This is a genomic window from Brumicola pallidula DSM 14239 = ACAM 615, from assembly GCF_000428905.1.
Classification (GTDB): domain Bacteria; phylum Pseudomonadota; class Gammaproteobacteria; order Enterobacterales; family Alteromonadaceae; genus Glaciecola; species Glaciecola pallidula.
Genome location: NZ_AUAV01000014.1, coordinates 36,110 through 55,508 on the forward strand (window position 1 = coordinate 36,110; position 19,399 = coordinate 55,508).

Sequence of the window (19,399 nt, forward strand, 5' to 3'; positions counted from 1 at the left end):
ACAATTCCGGCTTATTAGTTATTTATAAATATACACTAGATGCCGATCGACTATTTTTAAGTTGACGCTCACGATGTAAGTTGTCTCATAGGAACTAAACTAATTTTCTTTGGATACTCTTAAGATGCGACGACACTGGCTTTTCTCAATTTTTTCTGCAACTAAGCGCATTGCTTTGTTAGCTTTGTTTCTTATCAGCCCAGCATGTTTCGCATTGGGTGATAAATTAGCACGCCAAGACGGATCGACCTTGAGTTTAGTCGCTTACACCGGGATCACGCTGATTGTTTTGCTTCTTAGCTTGACCATTTATGCTTTTGTTAGTCTGAAATCTAAAGATAAAACTATTGAAATACATGATGAAGTGATTGCTCACAAGGACCAAATCATCAATAAAATGAACAATGGGATAATGCTTGTTGGTTTGCGAGGTAATGTTGTCGAATTGAGTAACCCTGCTGCCAAATTAATCGGGCGTGAGAAGAGTCGAGTATTGAATCAGCCTCTTGTTGATTTTTTTAAGGAAGAATCAAAAACCGCAATCAACAAAGCAATGGATGGTGGCGAAAGTGTAAAAATGTTGGTAACAGCCCCTTCAAGTAACATGGAACTGCGCTTAACTATTGCAAAGAACAGCTCAATGTACGATGGCGTCGCCTTCGTTGTGACCCTAGAAGACGTGAATAGTTACGAAAAAGAAATCAAACAGACAAAGCTTAATCTAGGAGAACTTAATGAACTTACGGAACATTTATATCTAGGCCAATTGTTTATTGATTTTGAGTCTGAAACCTTCCAAGCAAATCAGATATTATCTACTATTTTGGGTTACAGTGAAGACGTTTCAGGTGATTTTGACAAACTTCATCAGCTAATTTGCCCTAATAATATTACGTTTTGGAAACAGTCTTTTGAGCTCGCCAAAGAGCAGCATGAGATTGATTTTAAGAGCGTGTTACAGTCGATTGAATTCAAAGTTCCAGTGCGTATTGTCGCCATTAGCACCGCTAAAAATAATAAAGGCAAGTCAACAGCGTTTAAGTTACTGGTGATCGATGAAACAGAAATTCGTCAAAACCAGAGGAAAGAATATTCAAGCGAGCAAAAAGTAAAAGCAATGTTAAATGTGTCGCTGCATCCTCTTTATATTCTTGATGACGAAGGTCGCATTATATTGGTTAATAATCCATTTGAACGTATGTTCGGTGTGCGTTTAGCCGATGTTAAAAATAAACGTTTTGATTTACTCAACCTAGTGCCCGAAGACATCAATATTCTACATAATCCAGATGATACGCCTGTCGGTATCGGTCGAGCAATGAACCGTGAATTTACTGGTAAAGTGGGCAAAAATACCGAACAAGCGAATTTGGCAGCAGACGCGCCTCAGGGCTTTCATAACAATAATGACACAAATACAACACGACACTTGCGAGTCACTTTACAAGCTTTTGGCGATGATAAAAATGAACGCGCTGGTTTTGCTGGTATGTTTCAAGACCTAACATTATTAACTGAAACACAGCGTCAGCTAGAATCAGAGAGAGCGCATTTTTCTAACTTACTCGACATTGCTCCAATAGCCGTGGCTACTGTCGATGCAGATGACAAAATAGTGCATGCCAATACGGCAATGACTGAGCGCTTGGGTTTAAATGAGAAAGAACTCAAAAAAGGAACCTTCTATCAATTGTTCAACGACGCTGATGCTGCGGCCCGAGCGGCTAAACAGTTGCATCAAACTGGCCGATTGAGAGATTTTCATACCAGCTTGCGTGGCAAAAACGAAGTGATGCACCCGAGCGAGTTGCATATCGATTTATTTGATAAAGAAAAAGAGCAATATGTTTGTTGGATTTCAGATCGTTCAGGCGAGAAGTTTCAAGAAGATAAATTTCACGGCCTACTTGAGCATAGCAGCATGCCAATGGCAATTTTGGATGAAAAAGGCTTTTCGAGCATTAATCCTGCTGCTTGTGAATTCTTCGGTGTCGAGAATGAAGATGATTTATGGGGATTTGCGCCATATTCACTCGACTTGAACAAAGATGAAGGCGAAGCTTATGAACTAGAGCGTATCGTCAACAAGGTAAAATATGACGGCAGAGCAAAATCTATTAATTGGGAACATAAAGCAGGCTCAAAATCACGTCCTTGCCACGCCACCTATATCCCCATATACAAAGGCAAGGAGTTCGACTCAATACTTTGTATGTGGACAGACTTAACTGAAATCATTCAAGCTGATCAGGCACGCTTAGAAGCGATTACTGCGCATAAAGAGGCTGAGCGCGAAGTGGCTGAAAAGCAACTGCTGTTGCGTTCAAGTCATGAGCAACTAACCACTAAACTCAAAGATTTACGTGACACTGAGACCAAGCTTCAGTTAGCCCAAGATGAAATATCCGAAGCTAAGATTGAATACATCACGCTACAAGAGCAGCATCAACGCGTAACTGATAATCTTCAAAAGGTGCAAAGCCAGTATTCACAAAGCAGAGAAATGCTGAGTGAAGCGCGAGATGTAAATAATACATTGACCGAGCAATTAGCGCTTTCAACTGAGAAAGTGAATAACTTACAAAGCCAGCGCAATGAAATTTCAAATCAACTGCAGTTAAGCGAGGAAAACTACCAAGAAGCGCAACAGCAGCTTGAAGTCAGTGAGGAAAATTCCAAGCAACTGCAATTGCAACAACAGCAACAACAAGAAAAAATGCAGGCTTATGTGACTCAGATAGATTCACTGAAGGAATCGATTACCGATAAAGATGCAGAAATTAGCAAAGTTGGCTCGCAAATTACAGGCCTTCAAGAGCAATTACACACCAGTGATAGTAATAGTGAAAAGTTAAAAAAAGCCCTCATTAATCAGCGTAAAGCTGGCGAAGAAGCAGAGAAACAACGTCGTGAAATTGAACAAACTTATAAACTTGCGCAGTCTGAACTGACTAACAAAGTGCGTCATGTTGAGCATTTACAAAATGAAATGCAGAAATTTGAAGAGATGTCGAACCAAGAAAAAGGCGACATGGCGGCCCAACAAAGCAAATTGATGCAAGAGTTAGAAGAGAAGCAAAATGTGTTGCAAGAAACCCAACGCGCACTTGATGAGGCCAAACAAACTGCCGAAAAAGAGAAAATTGAGAAACAAAAACAACAGGATGAAATGAAGCGTGTTGAAGCGGAATTAGCTGAAGCTGAACAACACGCAGAACGCAAGCTACAAGAAATGATAGAGGCTGAAGAGCTGCGCTTGGCTGAGCAACAGAAACTGCATGAAGAGCTCAAAGAGAAACAACAAAAACTGCTTGAAACCGAGCAGATATTGAGTGACGCCAAACAGCAAACAAAGGCTGAAAAAGCTGAAAAACTTCGTCAACAAGAATTGTTTAATAAGCTTCAAACCGAACTGCAAGAAATTGAACAGCACAGTGCGGCACAGCAGGCTAAAATTGAGCAGTCGGGTAAGCAGTGGGAACAACATCAGGCTCAACTTAAGCAGGAAGTCGAAGCTAAGCGTCAGCAGTTGCAAGATTCACAGACTAAGTTAGACGAAATTCAACAACAAGCTGAGGCCGAGAAATTAGCGCGTATTGAAAAAGAGCAGAAACTAGAGCAATTAGCGGTTGAATTGTCTGATGTTGAAAGCAGAGCAAGTAAGCAACGTGAAATGCTTGAAGGTAGCGAAGAACAATGGACAGCCCATCACAAGCAAATTGAAGAGCAGAAAAAACAATTGCAACAAGCTCTTATTGACGCACAGACACAAAACAAGAGCTTGCAAGAGAAACTGCAAGGTAACTTAACTGAATTACAGCAAGCAGAGTCGCAAGTGTCTGAAACGCAGTCAGCAGAGAACAAGCTGCAAGATGAGCTCAACAATGCCAAAGCGCAGCAAGAAGAGCTTGAAGCGCATATCAAACAGCAAGAGCAGCAAGAGCTCGCGCTTAAGAAGCAAGTTGAGGAACAACAGGCCACCTTGTTAGGGCGTGAACAAAGTATTCAGGCAATGGAAGATAAACAAGAGCAGTTGTTAGCTCAGTTAGAAGCCGTTCAGCAAGAGTATAGCCAAAGTAAACAGAGTTTAAGCGAGCAACAAAATAATCAGTCAGGTCTTGCCGAGCAATTAGCGTCATTAGAAAATGAACTGCAATCCAGTAAAGCCCAGTTAGATGACAAAGAGCAAGCGTTACAGCAAGCTCAGCGGCAGTTACAGAGTAATGAAGAAATACTGGCAGAGCAAGAAGACGCTCTGGTAGCTGCACATAAAGAAGAGTTACATCAAGCGCAAGAGCAAATGAAAACCAAGCAGCAGGAAAGCGCTGAACCGGCACCAGAGTCTGCTATTGCGAAAATGCGAATGCCTGAAAACCCAAGCATGTGGTTTGACTTATTGCCTTATTTACAGCAGCAAGGGCAGGTTGATTCATTATCTACGGCGCTAAATGAATTGATTAGTGAGCTAGAGACCGTTATTACGTCTACGGACAATGCTGTGATGCAAGATAATAATGGTGAAATATTACGGGGCGCTAGGAAGCTTGTTCAAACGGGTAAAAAAGTAAACGCGGATGCATTGGTTGATGTAGTCAGTCGCCTAGAAGTAGACTGCGGATCGGGTATGCTGGATAACATCTCTATTGCTTGGCCAAATACCAAACGTGCGTTTTCTAATACACTGCGCGTTATATATGAGAATTTGCATGGCTAAGCAGGGTTTAAAAAAGTACTAATAGTGAGCACAAAAGGCCTTCATCTGAAGGTCTTTCTCACAGTAGGGACGTTGGTGTCTCTTGCTCTTATATCAACTGAGCTAAGCCTATTCTAGAGCGTTCGTAAGGCAACAATAATCGCAGTTATTTACGCTATATTCTGCGCTAAGCTGAATAAAGGCTCGCAGACCATAGCAATCACTTGTTACTATTCACACCTGTGATGATTAGTTCGGTGATTTATGTAAATGGCCCTGATACTCATCTTTATTTATTCAATCAAAGAGGCCTGTTTTGCAAATACAGAGACGCCACGCGGTCACTCCAAATTCTATTGACTCCCAATTGCCAGCTATTTTAGACAGGTTATATCGAAATCGTGGCGTTACTGACATTGCTCAAATACAAACGCAAATTAAAAAGTTACGCCACTATAATGAATTAAAAGGAATTGAAGTCGCTTCAAATTTAATTTGTGACGCAATAAAACAAAGCAAAGCTATTTGTATTATTGGCGATTTTGACGCTGACGGTGCAACGAGTACCGCTATTTGTATGTTAGCTTTAAAAGCATTTGGGCACACAAATGTCGATTACTTAGTGCCAAACAGATTTGATTTTGGTTATGGTTTAAGCCCTGAAATTGTTGATGTTGCTTATCAGCAAAATGCTGAATTTATTATAACTGTTGATAACGGTATATCATGTGTAGAAGGGGTCAGTCACGCTAAAGAATTAGGCATGAAAGTGGTGGTCACAGATCATCACTTGCCAGGTCTTACGCTTCCTAACGCTGATGCTATTGTTAATCCTAACCAACCGGGTTGCGAGTTTACATCTAAAAATTTAGCCGGTGTTGGCGTTGCTTTTTATGTCATGTTAGCAGTAAAAGCACAGTTGCAAAATGAAGGGTGGTTCGAGCAAAAAAATATTCAAGCGCCCAACTTAGCAAATTACCTTGATATTGTGGCGTTAGGTACCGTTGCTGATGTTGTGCCATTAGACGAAAATAACCGAGTATTGGTGCATCAAGGCTTGCAGCGTATACGCAGTGGCATAGCTCGCCCGGGTATCAGGGCGATATTAGAAGTAGCGGCAAGACCCTGTCATAAATTATCATCTACTGATCTTGGTTTTGTGCTAGGCCCTCGCTTAAATGCAGCGGGCAGACTAGATGACATGTCATTGGGAATAGAATGTTTGCTGACCGAAGATGAACATATAGCGCGTCAAATCGCGGCTCGTCTTGATGCCTTAAATCTAGAGCGCAGAGAAATTGAATCTTCAATGAAAGATGAAGCCGAAAAAGCGCTCGAAGCATTCATTTCACAAGGCAACGAATTACCTTCGGGTGTTGTGCTTTACCAATCCGATTTTCACCAAGGTGTTATAGGTATTTTGGCGGGTAGGATCAAAGAAAAATATTATCGGCCCACTATTGTGTTCGCTCAACAAGATGCAGAGTCGATTAAAGGTTCTGCTAGGTCAGTGCCTGGTGTGCACATTCGAGATTTGTTAGAGACAGTAAATACCCAAAACCCCGGCTTAATTGATAAGTTTGGAGGCCATGCGATGGCAGCAGGACTAAGCATGAAAACAGCACGCCTTAGTGCATTCAAATTGGCATTTGAAGCGGCTGTAGTTCAGGCCACTAAAGGTCTGCCTACACAAAACCTGATTTTGTCAGATGGGACTCTTAATTGCCAAGAAATTAACATTGAAAATGCGGGCCTTATAAAATTAGCGGTTCCTTGGGGGCAGACGTTTGAGGAGCCATTATTTGATGGCATATTCCAAATGCGTAGCCAGCGGATCGTAGGCAAAAATCACTTAAAAATGGTCGTCAGTTTAGATGGTATTGAGTTCGATGCGATTGCTTTTAATATCGACTTAGCGACATGGCCAAATTCGAAGATTCGGCAAGTAAAGCTCGCTTATAAATTGGATATTAATGAATTTAGAGGCCAAATCAGTGTACAATTGCTAGTACAAGCGCTCGAATCAGCGGACTAAAGTGCATTTTTAATTAACTAAACAGTCGGCTCGCTAAGTCATTTTGAGCAACCAGCATACACAGTTATAACCGAACTCATTACTCTGTAATGTGGGTGAAAAAGAGGTAGATTAGAACGATGGCTAGAAAAACAGCTTTGCAAACATTACTAGAAACCCATCCAAACTTGGTTCATTCAGAACTATGCAAAGTGACTTCACATGTTCAACGAGAAGAAGATGGTTGGTATGTCAACACTCTCTTAATTATCAATTTGGATGTGCCTTTTATATTCAAACGTCGAAAAAAGTATAACAATTTGGAAAGTAGGGTCGTCAATTTAACTTATTACCCTGAAGTAAAAGAAGTGGCGGGTATGCAATTTGAAACCATGAAAGTGGTCAGGATCAAAGTGAGCTAGCTTGAATAAAGATATTTACGATGGTTACGTGCTCCATCGGCGACCGTATCGTGAAACCAGCCTAATTGTTGATTTTTTTACTCTACAAAATGGCAGAGTTAGCGCAATGGCCAAAGGAGCAAGACGTCCAAAATCAGATAAAAAAAGCGTTTTGCAACCACTTCAGGCCGTCAACTTTGAATTAGTCGGACGCGGTACCTTGCGAAATTTATCAAGAATTGAATCGACCTCTAGATCGTATTTACTTTCACAGCAAAGCTTATTTTGTGTGTTTTATTTGAATGAAGTATTGAACAGGGCGCTGCCTGAATCTGAACCCTTTACTCGCTTGTTCCAACAATATGAGTTGTCCTTAAATATGCTGCAACGGTTATCAACTGAAGGGGGGGAATTAGTCGATATTGAGCCCATATTGAGAAATTTTGAATTTGTTTTGTTGGAAGAATTAGGTTATTTCCCTGACTTTACTTACGACTCACAAAACGAATTAGAAATAGTGCCTGATAAGAGCTACTCGTTAATGAATGAAATTGGTTTTGTGGAGTGCGACCAGAATCTATCGTTCGCAATTAGCGGTGAGGATATATTGGCTATTAATAATAATGATTGGAAGTCATCTTCACTTAAAGCGGCAAAAAAGATAAGTCGTATTGCTTTGCATCCAATATTAGGCGACAAACCGATTAAAAGCCGTGAACTATTTAGTACTAAAATTACTATTTAAAATAACGACTTAAAATAAACCATTTATTTACTAAATCTATTCGGCCATCCCAGGAGAGCTACGTGCAAGATATACTATTAGGTGTCAACATTGACCATATTGCGACGCTTCGCAATGCCAGAGGTACAAACTACCCAAATCCAGTTCATGCGGCTGACATTGCCGAAAGGGCTGGAGCCGATGGTATTACGGTACACTTGCGTGAGGACCGCAGACACATAAAAGATCAAGATGTGTATTTACTCAAAGAAACCATCAATACACGTCTCAATCTTGAAATGGCGGTAACCGACGAAATGTTAGCAATTGCCGCAAAAGTACGACCAGAATTTTGTTGTTTAGTGCCCGAAAAAAGACAAGAGTTGACCACTGAAGGTGGTTTGGACGTGGCCGGCAACCTAGCAAAAATGCAAGCTGCTTGTGAGCAATTAAAGGCGCAAAGTACCCTCGCCTCATTATTCATAGACGCTGATGAAAGACAAATTGAAGCTGCAGTTGCGGCCGGTGCTCCTTACATCGAAATCCATACCGGACAATATGCAGAGGCGAGGAATGAAGCGCAAGCTGAGTTCGAATTAGCCAAACTCGTGAAGGGTATAGAATATGCACACAAATTGGGACTGAAAATAAATGCAGGTCATGGTTTGCATTATCACAACGTGAAACCAATTGCGGCCATTCCTCAATTAATTGAGTTGAATATTGGACACAGTATTATCGCTCGAGCCACATTTGATGGTCTTGAAAAAGCAGTAAGAGATATGCGTTTATTAATGCAAGAAGCAAGATTAATGCAGCGTTAAATTGTTAAGTAATGGTCAACTTATGCTGACGTTGTTAGTTATATTTACGAGTCGTTGTGGGTGCTGTGGTATATACTCTGCAATTGGATACAAAAAAGGAGTAGGGAATGCCAATTATTGGGGTCGGAACTGATATAGTAGAAATTGCTAGGTTGCAAGCAAGTATCGAGCGCTCTGACTCAATGGCAAAGCGAATATTGACTCCTAATGAGTATAAAGACTATTTGGCATTAACTAATTTAGCCAGAATTAGTCCCCGCCAACAAGCGGAAACGAACGATAAAGCTGCGCTTAACCTAAGCTCACAAGCGCGATTTTTAGCCAAACGCTTTGCTGCAAAAGAAGCCGCAGTTAAAGCCATTGGTAATGGTATCGGTAATGGAGTGAGTTGGCAGCAAATTGAAATTGTCCATTACCTGACAGGCCAGCCATATTTGATAGTGAACGGTCATCTTGAATTGCTGTTTCAGCAGAAAGGAGTAAACCACACTCATCTTTCTATATCAGATGAAAAGCATTACGCAACCGCTACAGTAATTTTAGAGAGTTAACGATTGTGGTCCAATTTTTTAAAGCAAAGAAACAATCGCCATTAGGTAAAAATCGTGTTCAAGAACAGAGTTGCCATGAGACTATTGAGATGTCAGTTGATGTCATCGACCATAATGCTAATGGGATCCTTTTATCTCACCAACCGATCATCGTAGTACCTGCTTCTATACCCGGTGAATTGTACCGAGTATCGATACTCTCAAAAAAGCAAAAAGTATGGCATGGCAAAATAGTCAAAGTGCTGCAAGGACACGAATCGGCCCGCGTTAAGGCGTTTTGTCCCTATGTAAATGAGTGTGGAGGTTGCTCTCATCAGGCTTTTGATGCAGATTATTTGATTGAAGCTAAACAGATAAGTCTGCAAAGTTACTTAAACAAGGCTATTGCTTCAACAAAACTTGAACGGTGCGAATGGGAAGAGGTGATTAAGTCGGATATTGCTGATAATCGTTATGGATATCGGCGCCGGGCGCGAATAGCCATTGATGCGCGCAATTCAAATGAGATTAAAATAGGCTTTCGGCAAGAGAAGTCGAATAAAATTGTCGATATACCCAGATGCGCAGTGCTAGCCGAGTCATTACAAAGTGTATATGAACGCCTAGTGACTATCATTAAACGCTTACCTAGTGCTTCCTCTATTGGTCATATTACCTTAACAGAAGGCGCCCAAAGAGCCCAAGTATGTTTGCATTTGACCAAAAGTTTGAATGCCGAGTCAGTCCAAATACTGGCGCTTGAACAAGCGTCCTCGGGTACGCAGTACGTAATCGAATCTCCGGCGTCAAAGTTAATAAACATCACTGCATTAAGATCTTCAGGCGGAAGCAGTGATGTAGCAACAAATTCAGTTTCAAATTCCGTATTCACTATTTCGGACAGTCCGGGTGTAAACTTAGCGATAACGGCTAATAACTTTATACAAATTAATCAACACGTAAATCAACAGATGTTGACGCTCGCAAAAGATTGGTTAAACCCGACTTCAGAGGATTATGTGGTTGATTTATTTTCAGGCGTTGGTAACTTCTCGCTCGCATTAGCGCCATATTGTAAACAGGTTATCGGTGTTGAAGGTGTGCCCGAAATGGTGCAACAAGCGGCAGCAAATGCACAATTAAATGGCATAAAAAATTGTCGCTTCGAACATTATGACCTCAACGATTTAGCCTTAAAGGCAACGCTCAATATACCTCAGGGCGCACTGTTTATTGTCGATCCGTCGCGTGCGGGTGCATTGGCAATCATGAAGGTGATATCAGTATTTAAGCCACAAAAAATATTGTATGTTTCTTGCAACCCCACAAGTTTTGCGAGAGACATAGATGTTTTACCCAGCAAATTCGAGATTACTAAAATGAGAGCGCTTGATATGTTCCCTTTTACAAAGCATATTGAAATGGTAGCTTTAATTAGCTCAAAGTAGAGTGCAAAATATATGGTATCAATAAGAAGTGTTCATCAGACTAGTCGCCCAACTTTTAGCCAATGGTTGGCTGATTTGGATGTGCCTGAAAAAACCAAAACAAAATTAAGTCAGATTTCAGATAAACCAGATGATCTCTTAATTGGGCAAGAGATGGTCGAAATATTACACGAACTTCACATGGATGATGAAACACTGCAAGCAGCATTAGTCTATCCATATTGCCAAATCCATGAGTTATCGGAAGACCAAATTGAAGACCAGTTTGGCCTGTCAATTAAAGAGCTAATTTTAGGTGTTCGTCGTATGGATGCCATTAAAACGCTGCAATCTCGTAATCGCCAAGACGAAAATCACGTTAACAACCTGCGTCGTATGTTGTTAAGTATGGTGGAAGATGTGCGCGCAGTCGTTATAAAAATGGCTGAACGTATTTGCACCTTACATTCCGTGAAAGAAGCGGATGAAGAAACGCGAGTTATTGTCGCCCATGAATGTTCGAGTATTTATGCCCCGCTGGCTAACAGACTAGGTATTGGTCAACTTAAATGGGAACTTGAAGACCTTTCTTTTCGGTATTTGCATCCAAATACCTACAAGCGTATCGCAGAAATGCTGGATGAAAAACGTATTGGTCGTGAACAGTACATCATCGATATTGTACAAAAACTACAAGACTTGTTAGACGAACAGAACATTAAAGCAGAAGTGATTGGTCGACCCAAACATATTTATAGTATTTGGAAAAAAATGCAGAAAAAACAACTTTCTTTTGAAGAGTTGTTTGATATTCGTGCGTTGCGTATTGTGGCCGATAAGTTGCAAGATTGTTATGCCGCTTTAGGCACTGTGCACACTGTCTGGAAACACATTCCCAAAGAATTTGACGATTATATTGCGACTCCTAAGCAAAACGGATATCAAAGCATTCATACCGTTATTATGGGTCCGCAAGGCAAGTCGGTGGAAATTCAAATTAGAACCCAAAAAATGCACCAAGACGCAGAGTTAGGGGTTGCTGCTCACTGGAAGTATAAAGAAGGAGCGACAGGAAAAGAAGCAGGCTCAGAGGAACGGTTAAATTGGCTGCGCAAAATTCTTCAGTGGCAAGAAGAAATGGCCGAGTCCGGTAATTTAGTTGAAGAACTGCGTAGTCAGGTCTTCGACGACCGAGTTTATGTTTTTACGCCTAAAGGCGATGTTATTGATCTGCCACTAGGCTCAACGCCCCTCGATTTTGCTTACTATGTGCATAGTAATGTTGGCCACAGGTGCATTGGTGCCAAGGTTAATAAGCGTATTGTACCATTCACTTACAAATTGCAAAGTGGTGATCAGGTAGAAGTACTGACCGGTAAAAATGCGTCTCCTAGTCGAGATTGGATGCACCCAGGTTTAGGCTACGTACATTCCGCACGCGCTAGAGCAACCATTCATTCATTCTTTAAAAAACAAGACAAAGATAAGAATATCGACGCTGGAAAAGAGCTCTTAGAGCGAGAACTCTCCAAAGTAGATATTCCCATTAAACTTGCCGCTGACGCTGTTGATAAATTCAATGCAAATTCGGTTGATGATTTATTTGCCGCCGTTGGTGTCGGTGATACTCGCGTAATGACGGTGGTGAATTTCTTACTACAGAAACACGGGCCTCCTCCGGCAGAACCGGCTGAAATATCGATTAAACCACGTCGAGCAAAGCTACGAAAAGGTAGCGAGCCGATTATTGCGGAGGGCGTGGGTAATTTACTTAGCCAAATTGCAAAGTGCTGCCAACCCGTTGCGGGTGAGTCGATTCTGGGTTATATCACTCAGGGCAAGGGCGTTAGTGTACACAAAGAAAACTGTGCTCAGTTATCAAACTTATTAGAACAGCACCCTGAGCGCCAGATAGAAGTATCGTGGGCAATTGAACATCAAACCAGCTTTCAAACCGAGCTTAACGTTTATTGCAACGATAGAACCGGCATTTTAAGAGATATTACTACCGTGCTATCGAATGAAAAAGTGGGTTTGCTTGGTGTTAATAGTTTGAGTAATAAAAGCCATAATTCAGCACTTATAAAGTTAACTATTGAAGTTATAGACGCAGATAATTTAGCCCGTGTTGTGGATAAATTAAAACAATTGCCCGATGTTAACGACGTAGCCAGAGATTAGAGTGACGCCACTTAGCCTATACGCGCACAAATTAAGTCTTTAGTGATGACAAATGATGCGATTAAACTTATTCCGGAGAGTCTTTTGCAAAAAGCGTTGAATATTCAACTCGAATGCGCAAACCTTGGGTTTGACTGGCCCGAAGTTGGCCCTGTGTTTGACAAAGTGCTTGAAGAAATCGAAGAAGTTAGAGCTGAGGTTTATACCCAGCAACAACAGCAGGATAAAATAGAAGATGAAATAGGTGATTTATTCTTTGCGGTTGTTAATTTATCTCGTCATCTTGACGTTAATCCAGATTTGGCGCTAAAAAAAGCCAATGAGAAATTCTGTAAACGTTTTTTATTGGTGCAGAAGTTCGCTGCCAATGAGGACCTCGAATTAACTAGTTTACGTTTTGACGCTTTAGAACGTCTATGGCAAAAAGCCAAAAAAACCTTGAATGATGCAAAACATCCCGCGACCTAAAGTAAAATATGTAACCCTTGGTGACACACCATTTTAGAAAAAGCTGAAAAATACTTCGCTTTTACTCTAAAGTCTGTATAATTTGCCCCCTGCCCAGTTGCACCCACCTTTGGGAAGGTGGTAGATTAACCGGCTCGAAGGGGCTAACAGGTTGATATAATTGCACTTTAAGCAGTATTAGACTGCTTGACAGTGAACTTAACTAATAATTTTGGGTGACGAATACATGAAAACTTTTGTTGCAAAGCCAGAAAGCGTAGAACGCGACTGGTATGTGGTTGACGCTGCAGACAAAACTTTAGGTCGCTTTGCGGCTGAAATCGCGCTAAGACTGCGCGGTAAGCATAAACCAGAGTACACTCCTCATGTGGATACTGGTGATTACATTGTTGTAGTTAATGCAGAAAAAATTACGGTAACAGGAAACAAAGCGAAGGGTAAAATATACTACTCTCACTCCGGTTATCCAGGTGGCTTGAAAGAAGCTACTTTTGAACAGTTAATTCAAAAGAAGCCAGAAATGGTTATTGAAAAAGCAGTCAAAGGTATGCTTCCAAAAGGCCCACTAGGTCGTGCTATGTTCCGCAAAATGAAAGTTTTTGCTGGTCCAGAGCATACGCATGCTGCACAACAGCCACAATCACTGGACATTTAAGGAGCGAGCAAAATGGCAGATACTCAATATTACGGCACTGGCCGTCGCAAAAGCTCAACAGCTCGCGTTTTTCTTCGTCCGGGTTCTGGTAACATCATTGTAAACCAGAAGCCATTAGACGTTTTCTTTGGTCGCGAAACTGCAGTTATGATAGTTAAGCAGCCTTTAGAACTTGTTGAAATGACTGAAAAATTCGACTTGTACGTTACCGTTTCTGGCGGTGGTATTAGTGGGCAAGCTGGCGCAATACGTCACGGTATTACTCGTGCGCTTATGGAATTCGATGAAACGTTGCGTCCTGCGCTACGTAAAGCCGGTTTTGTAACACGTGATGCGCGTAAAGTTGAACGTAAGAAAGTGGGTCTACACAAAGCGCGTAAGCGTCCACAATTCTCAAAACGTTAATCTTTTTCGATATGTTTTTCAAAAACCCAGCTTCGGCTGGGTTTTTTATTTTCACTCAAAATTCATGTCGTCCTAACAATTTCAACAGATATATAAGTATATTTACCTGTTGTAGTGATTTCTTGACTTATAACGCTAAAAACAATCAAATTTTCTTACTAAAACCTTGTGTTTGTTAAGGGTTTTCTTTTAAAATACCCTGCTAATTATAATCGAACGTTTCCGATTACGAATAACAGTTTGATCTTGGTTGCAAGTAAACCATTATTAAACTTGAAGCTATTATTGAAACCTGTCATTCCAACCCCGGAGAAAAGTTGATGAGCGATGTATCAGTAGATACCAATGAATCAGCAACAAATAACGAACAGCCGAAAAGCAGCGACCGTCGCAAGTTTTTAACTGTTGGTACATGTGTTGTTGGTGCGATTGGTGCTGTAGGTGCTGCAGTTCCTTTTGTTGCCTCTTGGCAACCAAGTGCAAAAGCTAAAGCGGCTGGTGCTGATGTACAAGTAGATATCAGTGCAATCCAACTCGGCCAAATGATTCGCGTTAAATGGCGCGGCAAGCCAGTATGGATAGTGCGCAGAACACCAGAACTTCTGGAAAGTTTAAGTGTTCATGAAGGCGAACTTCGTGACCCAAACTCTGAAACTGAACAACAACCGGCGTTTGCTCAAAACGAATACCGCTCACTAAAATCAGAGTATTTAATACTCGTCGGTATTTGCACTCACCTTGGTTGTTCTCCACAGCATTTAGTTGATGGATCTTTTGAACAGTATGCTGAAGGTGTTGCAGAGGGTTTCTTTTGTCCTTGTCATGGTTCTAAGTTTGATATGGCTGGACGTGTCTTTCAAGGCGTTCCGGCACCACTAAATTTGGTCGTGCCGCCATATCAGTATGTTGATGACAATACGGTTATTATTGGCTCAGTAGCGGAGGTTGTGTGATGAATGCATTTATGAGCTGGATTGAGCAACGAATTCCTGTAATGCGTGTCGCAAACATGCACGCAATTCAATATCCAGCGCCCAAAAATATGAATTTTTGGTATATTTTCGGTTTCTTGGCGACTATCGTGCTCGTTAATCAAATCCTGACCGGTATTTGGTTAACGATGAGCTATGAGCCATCAGCAGAGCGCGCTTTTGCTTCTGTTGAATATATCATGCGTGAGGTCAACTATGGCTGGCTGATCCGTTATATGCACAGTACAGGTGCTTCAGCTTTTTTCATCGTAGTTTATCTGCACATGTTTAGAGGCATGATGTATGGCTCATATCAAAAACCGCGCGAGCTATTATGGGTCTTTGGTATGTTAATTTACCTAGCGCTTATGGCCGAAGCTTTTATGGGTTATGTATTACCATGGGGACAAATGTCCTACTGGGGTGCACAGGTAATTGTGTCTCTATTTAGTGCGATCCCAGTCATTGGGCCTGATTTAGTTGAATGGATCCAAGGTGACTATGTTATCTCTGGCGCAACGCTAAATAGATTCTTCGCATTGCATGTAATTGCATTGCCACTGGTTATCGTTATCTTGGTTTTTTTACACATTATTGCATTGCATGAAGTAGGTTCTAACAACCCTGATGGTGTAAATGTTAAGCACAAGAAAGGGTCATTAGCTGAAGAAGACAAAACTGTGTATAAAATCCATGAATACTACACAGACAAGTACGACATCATTGACGATGTTGTGCCGTTCTTCCCACACATCGTGTTGAAAGACTTAGTGGCGTTTAGCGTGTTCTTGTTTGGTTTCTGTTACATCATGTTCTTCATGCCTGAGATGGGCGGCTATTTCTTAGAGCATCCGAATTTTGAAGTTGCAAATCCATATAAAACACCAGCACATATATTTCCAGTCTGGTATTTCACGCCGTACTATGCAATTTTGAAAGCCGTACCGGACAAATTATTTGGTGTGTTAACGATGTTTAGTGCGATTGCTGTGCTCTTTGCATTGCCTTGGATTGACCGTGGCAAGGTAAGGTCCTGGCGTTATAGATGTGGTTTGCATAAAGTGAATCTACTTGTGTTCACAGCGGTGTTCGTATTCTTAGGTTATCTAGGCGGCACGCCACAAGAGAATTGGAAAATTATTGCCTCACAAATAGCAACGATTATGTACTTTGGTTTCTTTGTTTTACTCTGGATTTATTCGGGTAAAGAAAAAACCAAACCTGTACCTGCGAGGATCACACTATGAAAAAATGGTTAGCGGTTTTACTGTTAGTGCCGACCTTCGCATTTGCTGCTGGGGGGGAGTATCCCAATGACCATGCAGATATTGATTTGACCGATCAGGCATCGTTACAGCGTGGTGCTCAAACCTTCATGAACTATTGTTTGGGTTGCCACCAAATGCAATATCAAAGGTACCAGCGTACTTTTCAAGATATTGGCGTGCCGGACGAATTAGGTGACAAGTATTTGCGCTTCACTGGTGAAAAGGTGAGTGACTATATTACCTCTACAATGCCAGAAGACGACTCTGCCACATGGTTTGGTGCCGCGCCACCTGATTTAACTTTGGTTGCCCGTGTACGCGGAGCTGATTGGATATACACCTACTTACGTACTTTTTATGTCGATGAGAGTAGGCCATTTGGTGTTAATAATTTGGCATTCCCTAATGCGGGCATGCCTCATGTGCTCCAAGATTTGCAAGGAACGCCAAGATTAGCAACTGAAATGAAGATGATCGATGGCGATATGAAGGAAGTCAGTGTGGGTTTGCGCACCGATGGTGATGGTAAACTCACAACCGAAGAATATGATGAAACTATTTTAGATTTGGTTAACTTCCTAGAGTACACTGGCGAACCGTCAAGATTGCAATCAGAAAATATAGGTAAAGGGGTGTTAATTTTCATCCTTATCTTCTTTGTCTTTGCATACTTGCTCAAGAAAGATTATTGGAAAGACGTTAAAAAATAACGACTTACCTCTAGTGATAAAATAAAAGGGGCAGTGCGCCCCTTTTAGTGTTTTTAACTGCTTATTTTTTTGTAATTCTCTTTTAGAGAGAGAATTCGGAGGTTTTAATGGCTGTAGCCGCGAACAAACGCTCAATTATGACGTTGTTTTCTGACAATATTGATATTTATAGTCACCAAGTACGCATTGTATTAGCGGAAAAAGGTGTAGGCGTAGAAATTAGCTATCTAGACCCAACTCAACTCAGTGAAGATTTATTAGAACTGAACCCTTACGGTACCGTACCAACGCTAGTTGATAGAGAGTTAGTACTTTATAAATCTCATATTATCATGGAGTATTTAGACGAGCGCTTCCCGCATCCACCACTAATGCCTGTTTACCCTGTATCTCGCGGCGAAAGTCGCTTGATGATGCATCGTATTGAACATGATTGGTATGCGCTAGCTGCAAAGATTTTTCGCAACGAACCAGGTGCTGATGAAGCACGCACTGAGTTACGTGAATCTTTACTTGCTTTGGGTCCAATCTTTGCTGAAAAAGCTTACTTCATGAGTGATGAATTTAGTCTAGTTGATTGCTACTTAGCACCCCTTTTATGGCGTTTGCCTGCATTAAACATCACGTTAAGTGGTGCCGGTAGTAAAGACGTCGTTGCTTATATGAATCGCATATTTGAACGCGGTTCTTTTAAGGCTTCGTTGACTGACCAAGAACGCGAAATTCATAATCCGTTATAAATAAGTCAGTAAATAAGTATGGCCTATATTAAAAGGTCATACTTAAGCCATCTTTTTCAACACTTTTCGTTTAATAATTATTTGAGAGCATTAATGGACAACATGACCAGCAACCAACCGTACTTGCTTCGCGCTTTTTGCGACTGGATAGTTGACAACGGTTTAACCCCTTACATTGTGGTAGATGCTGATTTACCTGGTGTAGAAGTGCCTAGACAGTTTGTAAAAGACGGCCAAATTGTTCTGAATATATCGCCCAGTGCGTGTGTCAATTTAAATGTAGGTCTCGAAGGCGTGGCGTTTCAGGCACGATTTTCTGGGCAGCCTATGCAAGTGTTTGTTCCAAGTATTGCTGTTAGTGCCGTATATGCTCGTGAAAATGGCGCTGGGACTGTATTTACGCGAACGCCAGAAGAGTTGGCCGAATATGAAAAGAGTACGCACACAGACGCGGGCTTGCCCTCTGTACAGCCTGTTAAAAAACTTGAAAGTGTCAAACTAAGCGAAAAAGTAACCACCAAGACCGTGCAAGCTGGAAAGCTAACACTGGCAGAAGAAAGTAAAGCGAGTGATGTTAAAAAATCAGTAAAAGAAAGTGACGGTAAATCTAAAAAACCCAGCCTAAAAGTGATTAAATAGACTCATACTAATAGCATCTTTTAATTCAGGCCACTGCAGAGACACCGTCGATTATAATTTAAGATGTTCCGGAAAAAAGAAAACACACGAGCATTCTGCCAACTACATCATTCATGCAATATGATCACGCAGTGAGCTGTTATGCACCTCTATTCTCACGGAATGAGTTCCATTACTCTTATTACCTTAGAAACACCGTCAACATTCCGAGCTGCGTCAACTGCCGCCGCCGCTTCTGCTTTAGTGAGCAAGCCCATAATAAATACTTCGCTGTCTTCCACCACAAGAACCAGCTTGAATAACGGGATTTTTTCATCCGCAAGCATGATAGTTTTAATTTTGGAAGCCAACCATACGTCATTCATGGTTGAGGTGGCTGGAATAGGACTTCCTAGCCGCACTTGGTTATGCACTTTCATTACGTTTTGTACTGCAGTCGCCATTTTTTCAAGGTCGACAATCATTCTTTGTAATGGCGCTTGCCCTGTTAGTAAAACCTGACCGTTGTAAACATCAACACTAACAGCGGCTTCGTCCTTAACTAACGGAATATCATTGATTGCACTTCTGACCCTGCTCTGTGTCGTTTTGTCATCTATTTGTGTGCCGACAGTGCGTCTGTCGTTGGCTGATACCGTAGCAGCTGCGCCAACCGTTCCTACAGTTACGAGTGCGCAACCCGTTTGCATAAACGCAACGAAGATAATTAATATCGTGGCGGTTTTTCCATTGCTAAACATAAACCCTTC

17 protein-coding genes are annotated in these 19,399 nt (G+C 41.4%); 16 read left to right on the plus strand and 1 reads right to left on the minus strand.

Annotated elements, in window-relative coordinates; all coding sequences use genetic code 11:
* Positions 1-124 precede the first annotated feature (124 nt).
* The 16 genes from G399_RS0105685 to G399_RS0105760 all read left to right on the plus strand — a co-directional run bounded on the left by G399_RS0105685 (position 125) and on the right by G399_RS0105760 (position 18,650).
* Complete coding sequence (locus G399_RS0105685; RefSeq protein ID WP_006011705.1) at positions 125-4,714, plus strand: PAS domain S-box protein; 4,590 nt, start codon at positions 125-127, stop codon at positions 4,712-4,714.
* Between the two features lie 295 nt (positions 4,715-5,009).
* Positions 5,010-6,728, plus strand: a complete 1,719-nt coding sequence (gene recJ / locus G399_RS0105690; RefSeq protein ID WP_006011707.1) for a single-stranded-DNA-specific exonuclease RecJ — start codon at positions 5,010-5,012, stop codon at positions 6,726-6,728.
* A gap of 119 nt (positions 6,729-6,847) precedes the next feature.
* Entirely contained in the window at positions 6,848-7,129 is a 282-nt protein-coding gene (locus G399_RS0105695; protein WP_006011709.1) for a hypothetical protein, read from the plus strand.
* Position 7,130: 1 nt separating this feature from the next.
* Positions 7,131-7,853: a DNA repair protein RecO gene (gene recO / locus G399_RS0105700; RefSeq protein WP_006011710.1), complete on the plus strand. Its 723-nt coding sequence runs from the start codon at positions 7,131-7,133 to the stop codon at positions 7,851-7,853.
* Positions 7,854-7,915: 62 nt separating this feature from the next.
* A complete protein-coding gene (pdxJ, locus tag G399_RS0105705; protein ID WP_006011711.1) occupies positions 7,916-8,656 on the plus strand; it encodes a pyridoxine 5'-phosphate synthase in 741 nt (246 codons plus the stop codon).
* Between the two features lie 107 nt (positions 8,657-8,763).
* Positions 8,764-9,207, plus strand: a complete 444-nt coding sequence (acpS, locus tag G399_RS0105710; protein WP_006011712.1) for a holo-ACP synthase — start codon at positions 8,764-8,766, stop codon at positions 9,205-9,207.
* 5 nt (positions 9,208-9,212) lie between these two features.
* On the plus strand, positions 9,213-10,634 hold the full coding sequence (gene rlmD / locus G399_RS0105715; RefSeq protein ID WP_006011713.1) for a 23S rRNA (uracil(1939)-C(5))-methyltransferase RlmD: 1,422 nt from the start codon (positions 9,213-9,215) through the stop codon (positions 10,632-10,634).
* Between the two features lie 12 nt (positions 10,635-10,646).
* Positions 10,647-12,794, plus strand: a complete 2,148-nt coding sequence (relA, locus tag G399_RS0105720; protein ID WP_006011715.1) for a GTP diphosphokinase — start codon at positions 10,647-10,649, stop codon at positions 12,792-12,794.
* Positions 12,795-12,839: 45 nt separating this feature from the next.
* Positions 12,840-13,262, plus strand: coding sequence for a MazG nucleotide pyrophosphohydrolase domain-containing protein (locus tag G399_RS0105725; RefSeq protein ID WP_006011717.1), 423 nt, complete (start codon positions 12,840-12,842; stop codon positions 13,260-13,262).
* 226 nt (positions 13,263-13,488) lie between these two features.
* On the plus strand, positions 13,489-13,917 hold the full coding sequence (rplM, locus tag G399_RS0105730; RefSeq protein WP_006011719.1) for a 50S ribosomal protein L13: 429 nt from the start codon (positions 13,489-13,491) through the stop codon (positions 13,915-13,917).
* Positions 13,918-13,929: 12 nt separating this feature from the next.
* Positions 13,930-14,322, plus strand: a complete 393-nt coding sequence (rpsI, locus tag G399_RS0105735) for a 30S ribosomal protein S9 (RefSeq protein ID WP_006011720.1) — start codon at positions 13,930-13,932, stop codon at positions 14,320-14,322.
* Between the two features lie 320 nt (positions 14,323-14,642).
* Positions 14,643-15,275: a ubiquinol-cytochrome c reductase iron-sulfur subunit gene (gene petA, locus G399_RS0105740; RefSeq protein WP_006011721.1), complete on the plus strand. Its 633-nt coding sequence runs from the start codon at positions 14,643-14,645 to the stop codon at positions 15,273-15,275.
* On the plus strand, positions 15,275-16,540 hold the full coding sequence (locus G399_RS0105745) for a cytochrome b (RefSeq protein WP_006011722.1): 1,266 nt from the start codon (positions 15,275-15,277) through the stop codon (positions 16,538-16,540). The genes petA and G399_RS0105745 overlap by 1 nt, the downstream gene beginning before the upstream one ends.
* Positions 16,537-17,271, plus strand: coding sequence for a cytochrome c1 (locus G399_RS0105750; protein WP_006011723.1), 735 nt, complete (start codon positions 16,537-16,539; stop codon positions 17,269-17,271). The genes G399_RS0105745 and G399_RS0105750 overlap by 4 nt, the downstream gene beginning before the upstream one ends.
* 107 nt (positions 17,272-17,378) lie before the next feature.
* Positions 17,379-18,011 (plus strand): stringent starvation protein SspA, encoded by a 633-nt coding sequence (gene sspA, locus G399_RS0105755; protein ID WP_006011724.1) that lies wholly within the window; start codon positions 17,379-17,381, stop codon positions 18,009-18,011.
* Between the two features lie 93 nt (positions 18,012-18,104).
* Positions 18,105-18,650 carry a ClpXP protease specificity-enhancing factor gene (locus G399_RS0105760; protein WP_006011725.1) on the plus strand — a complete coding sequence of 182 codons (546 nt, stop codon included), beginning with the start codon at positions 18,105-18,107 and terminating at the stop codon, positions 18,648-18,650.
* Positions 18,651-18,805: 155 nt separating this feature from the next.
* Here G399_RS0105760 and G399_RS0105765 read toward each other — a convergent pair whose 3' ends face one another.
* Entirely contained in the window at positions 18,806-19,390 is a 585-nt protein-coding gene (locus tag G399_RS0105765) for a BON domain-containing protein (protein WP_006011727.1), read from the minus strand.
* Between the last annotated feature and the right edge of the window lie 9 nt (positions 19,391-19,399).

Excerpts from the sequence above, each read along its gene's own strand:
- G399_RS0105685 (WP_006011705.1), top strand. The coding sequence starts at position 125 with ATGCGACGACACTGGCTTTTCTCAATTTTTTCTGCAACTAAGCGCATT.
- G399_RS0105695 (WP_006011709.1), top strand. The coding sequence starts at position 6,848 with ATGGCTAGAAAAACAGCTTTGCAAACATTACTAGAAACCCATCCAAAC.
- acpS (WP_006011712.1), top strand. The coding sequence starts at position 8,764 with ATGCCAATTATTGGGGTCGGAACTGATATAGTAGAAATTGCTAGGTTG.
- relA (WP_006011715.1), top strand. The coding sequence starts at position 10,647 with ATGGTATCAATAAGAAGTGTTCATCAGACTAGTCGCCCAACTTTTAGC.
- G399_RS0105725 (WP_006011717.1), top strand. The coding sequence starts at position 12,840 with ATGACAAATGATGCGATTAAACTTATTCCGGAGAGTCTTTTGCAAAAA.
- rplM (WP_006011719.1), top strand. The coding sequence starts at position 13,489 with ATGAAAACTTTTGTTGCAAAGCCAGAAAGCGTAGAACGCGACTGGTAT.
- rpsI (WP_006011720.1), top strand. The coding sequence starts at position 13,930 with ATGGCAGATACTCAATATTACGGCACTGGCCGTCGCAAAAGCTCAACA.
- petA (WP_006011721.1), top strand. The coding sequence starts at position 14,643 with ATGAGCGATGTATCAGTAGATACCAATGAATCAGCAACAAATAACGAA.
- G399_RS0105745 (WP_006011722.1), top strand. The coding sequence starts at position 15,275 with ATGAATGCATTTATGAGCTGGATTGAGCAACGAATTCCTGTAATGCGT.
- G399_RS0105750 (WP_006011723.1), top strand. The coding sequence starts at position 16,537 with ATGAAAAAATGGTTAGCGGTTTTACTGTTAGTGCCGACCTTCGCATTT.
- sspA (WP_006011724.1), top strand. The coding sequence starts at position 17,379 with ATGGCTGTAGCCGCGAACAAACGCTCAATTATGACGTTGTTTTCTGAC.
- G399_RS0105760 (WP_006011725.1), top strand. The coding sequence starts at position 18,105 with ATGGACAACATGACCAGCAACCAACCGTACTTGCTTCGCGCTTTTTGC.
- G399_RS0105765 (WP_006011727.1), bottom strand. The coding sequence starts at position 19,390 with ATGTTTAGCAATGGAAAAACCGCCACGATATTAATTATCTTCGTTGCG.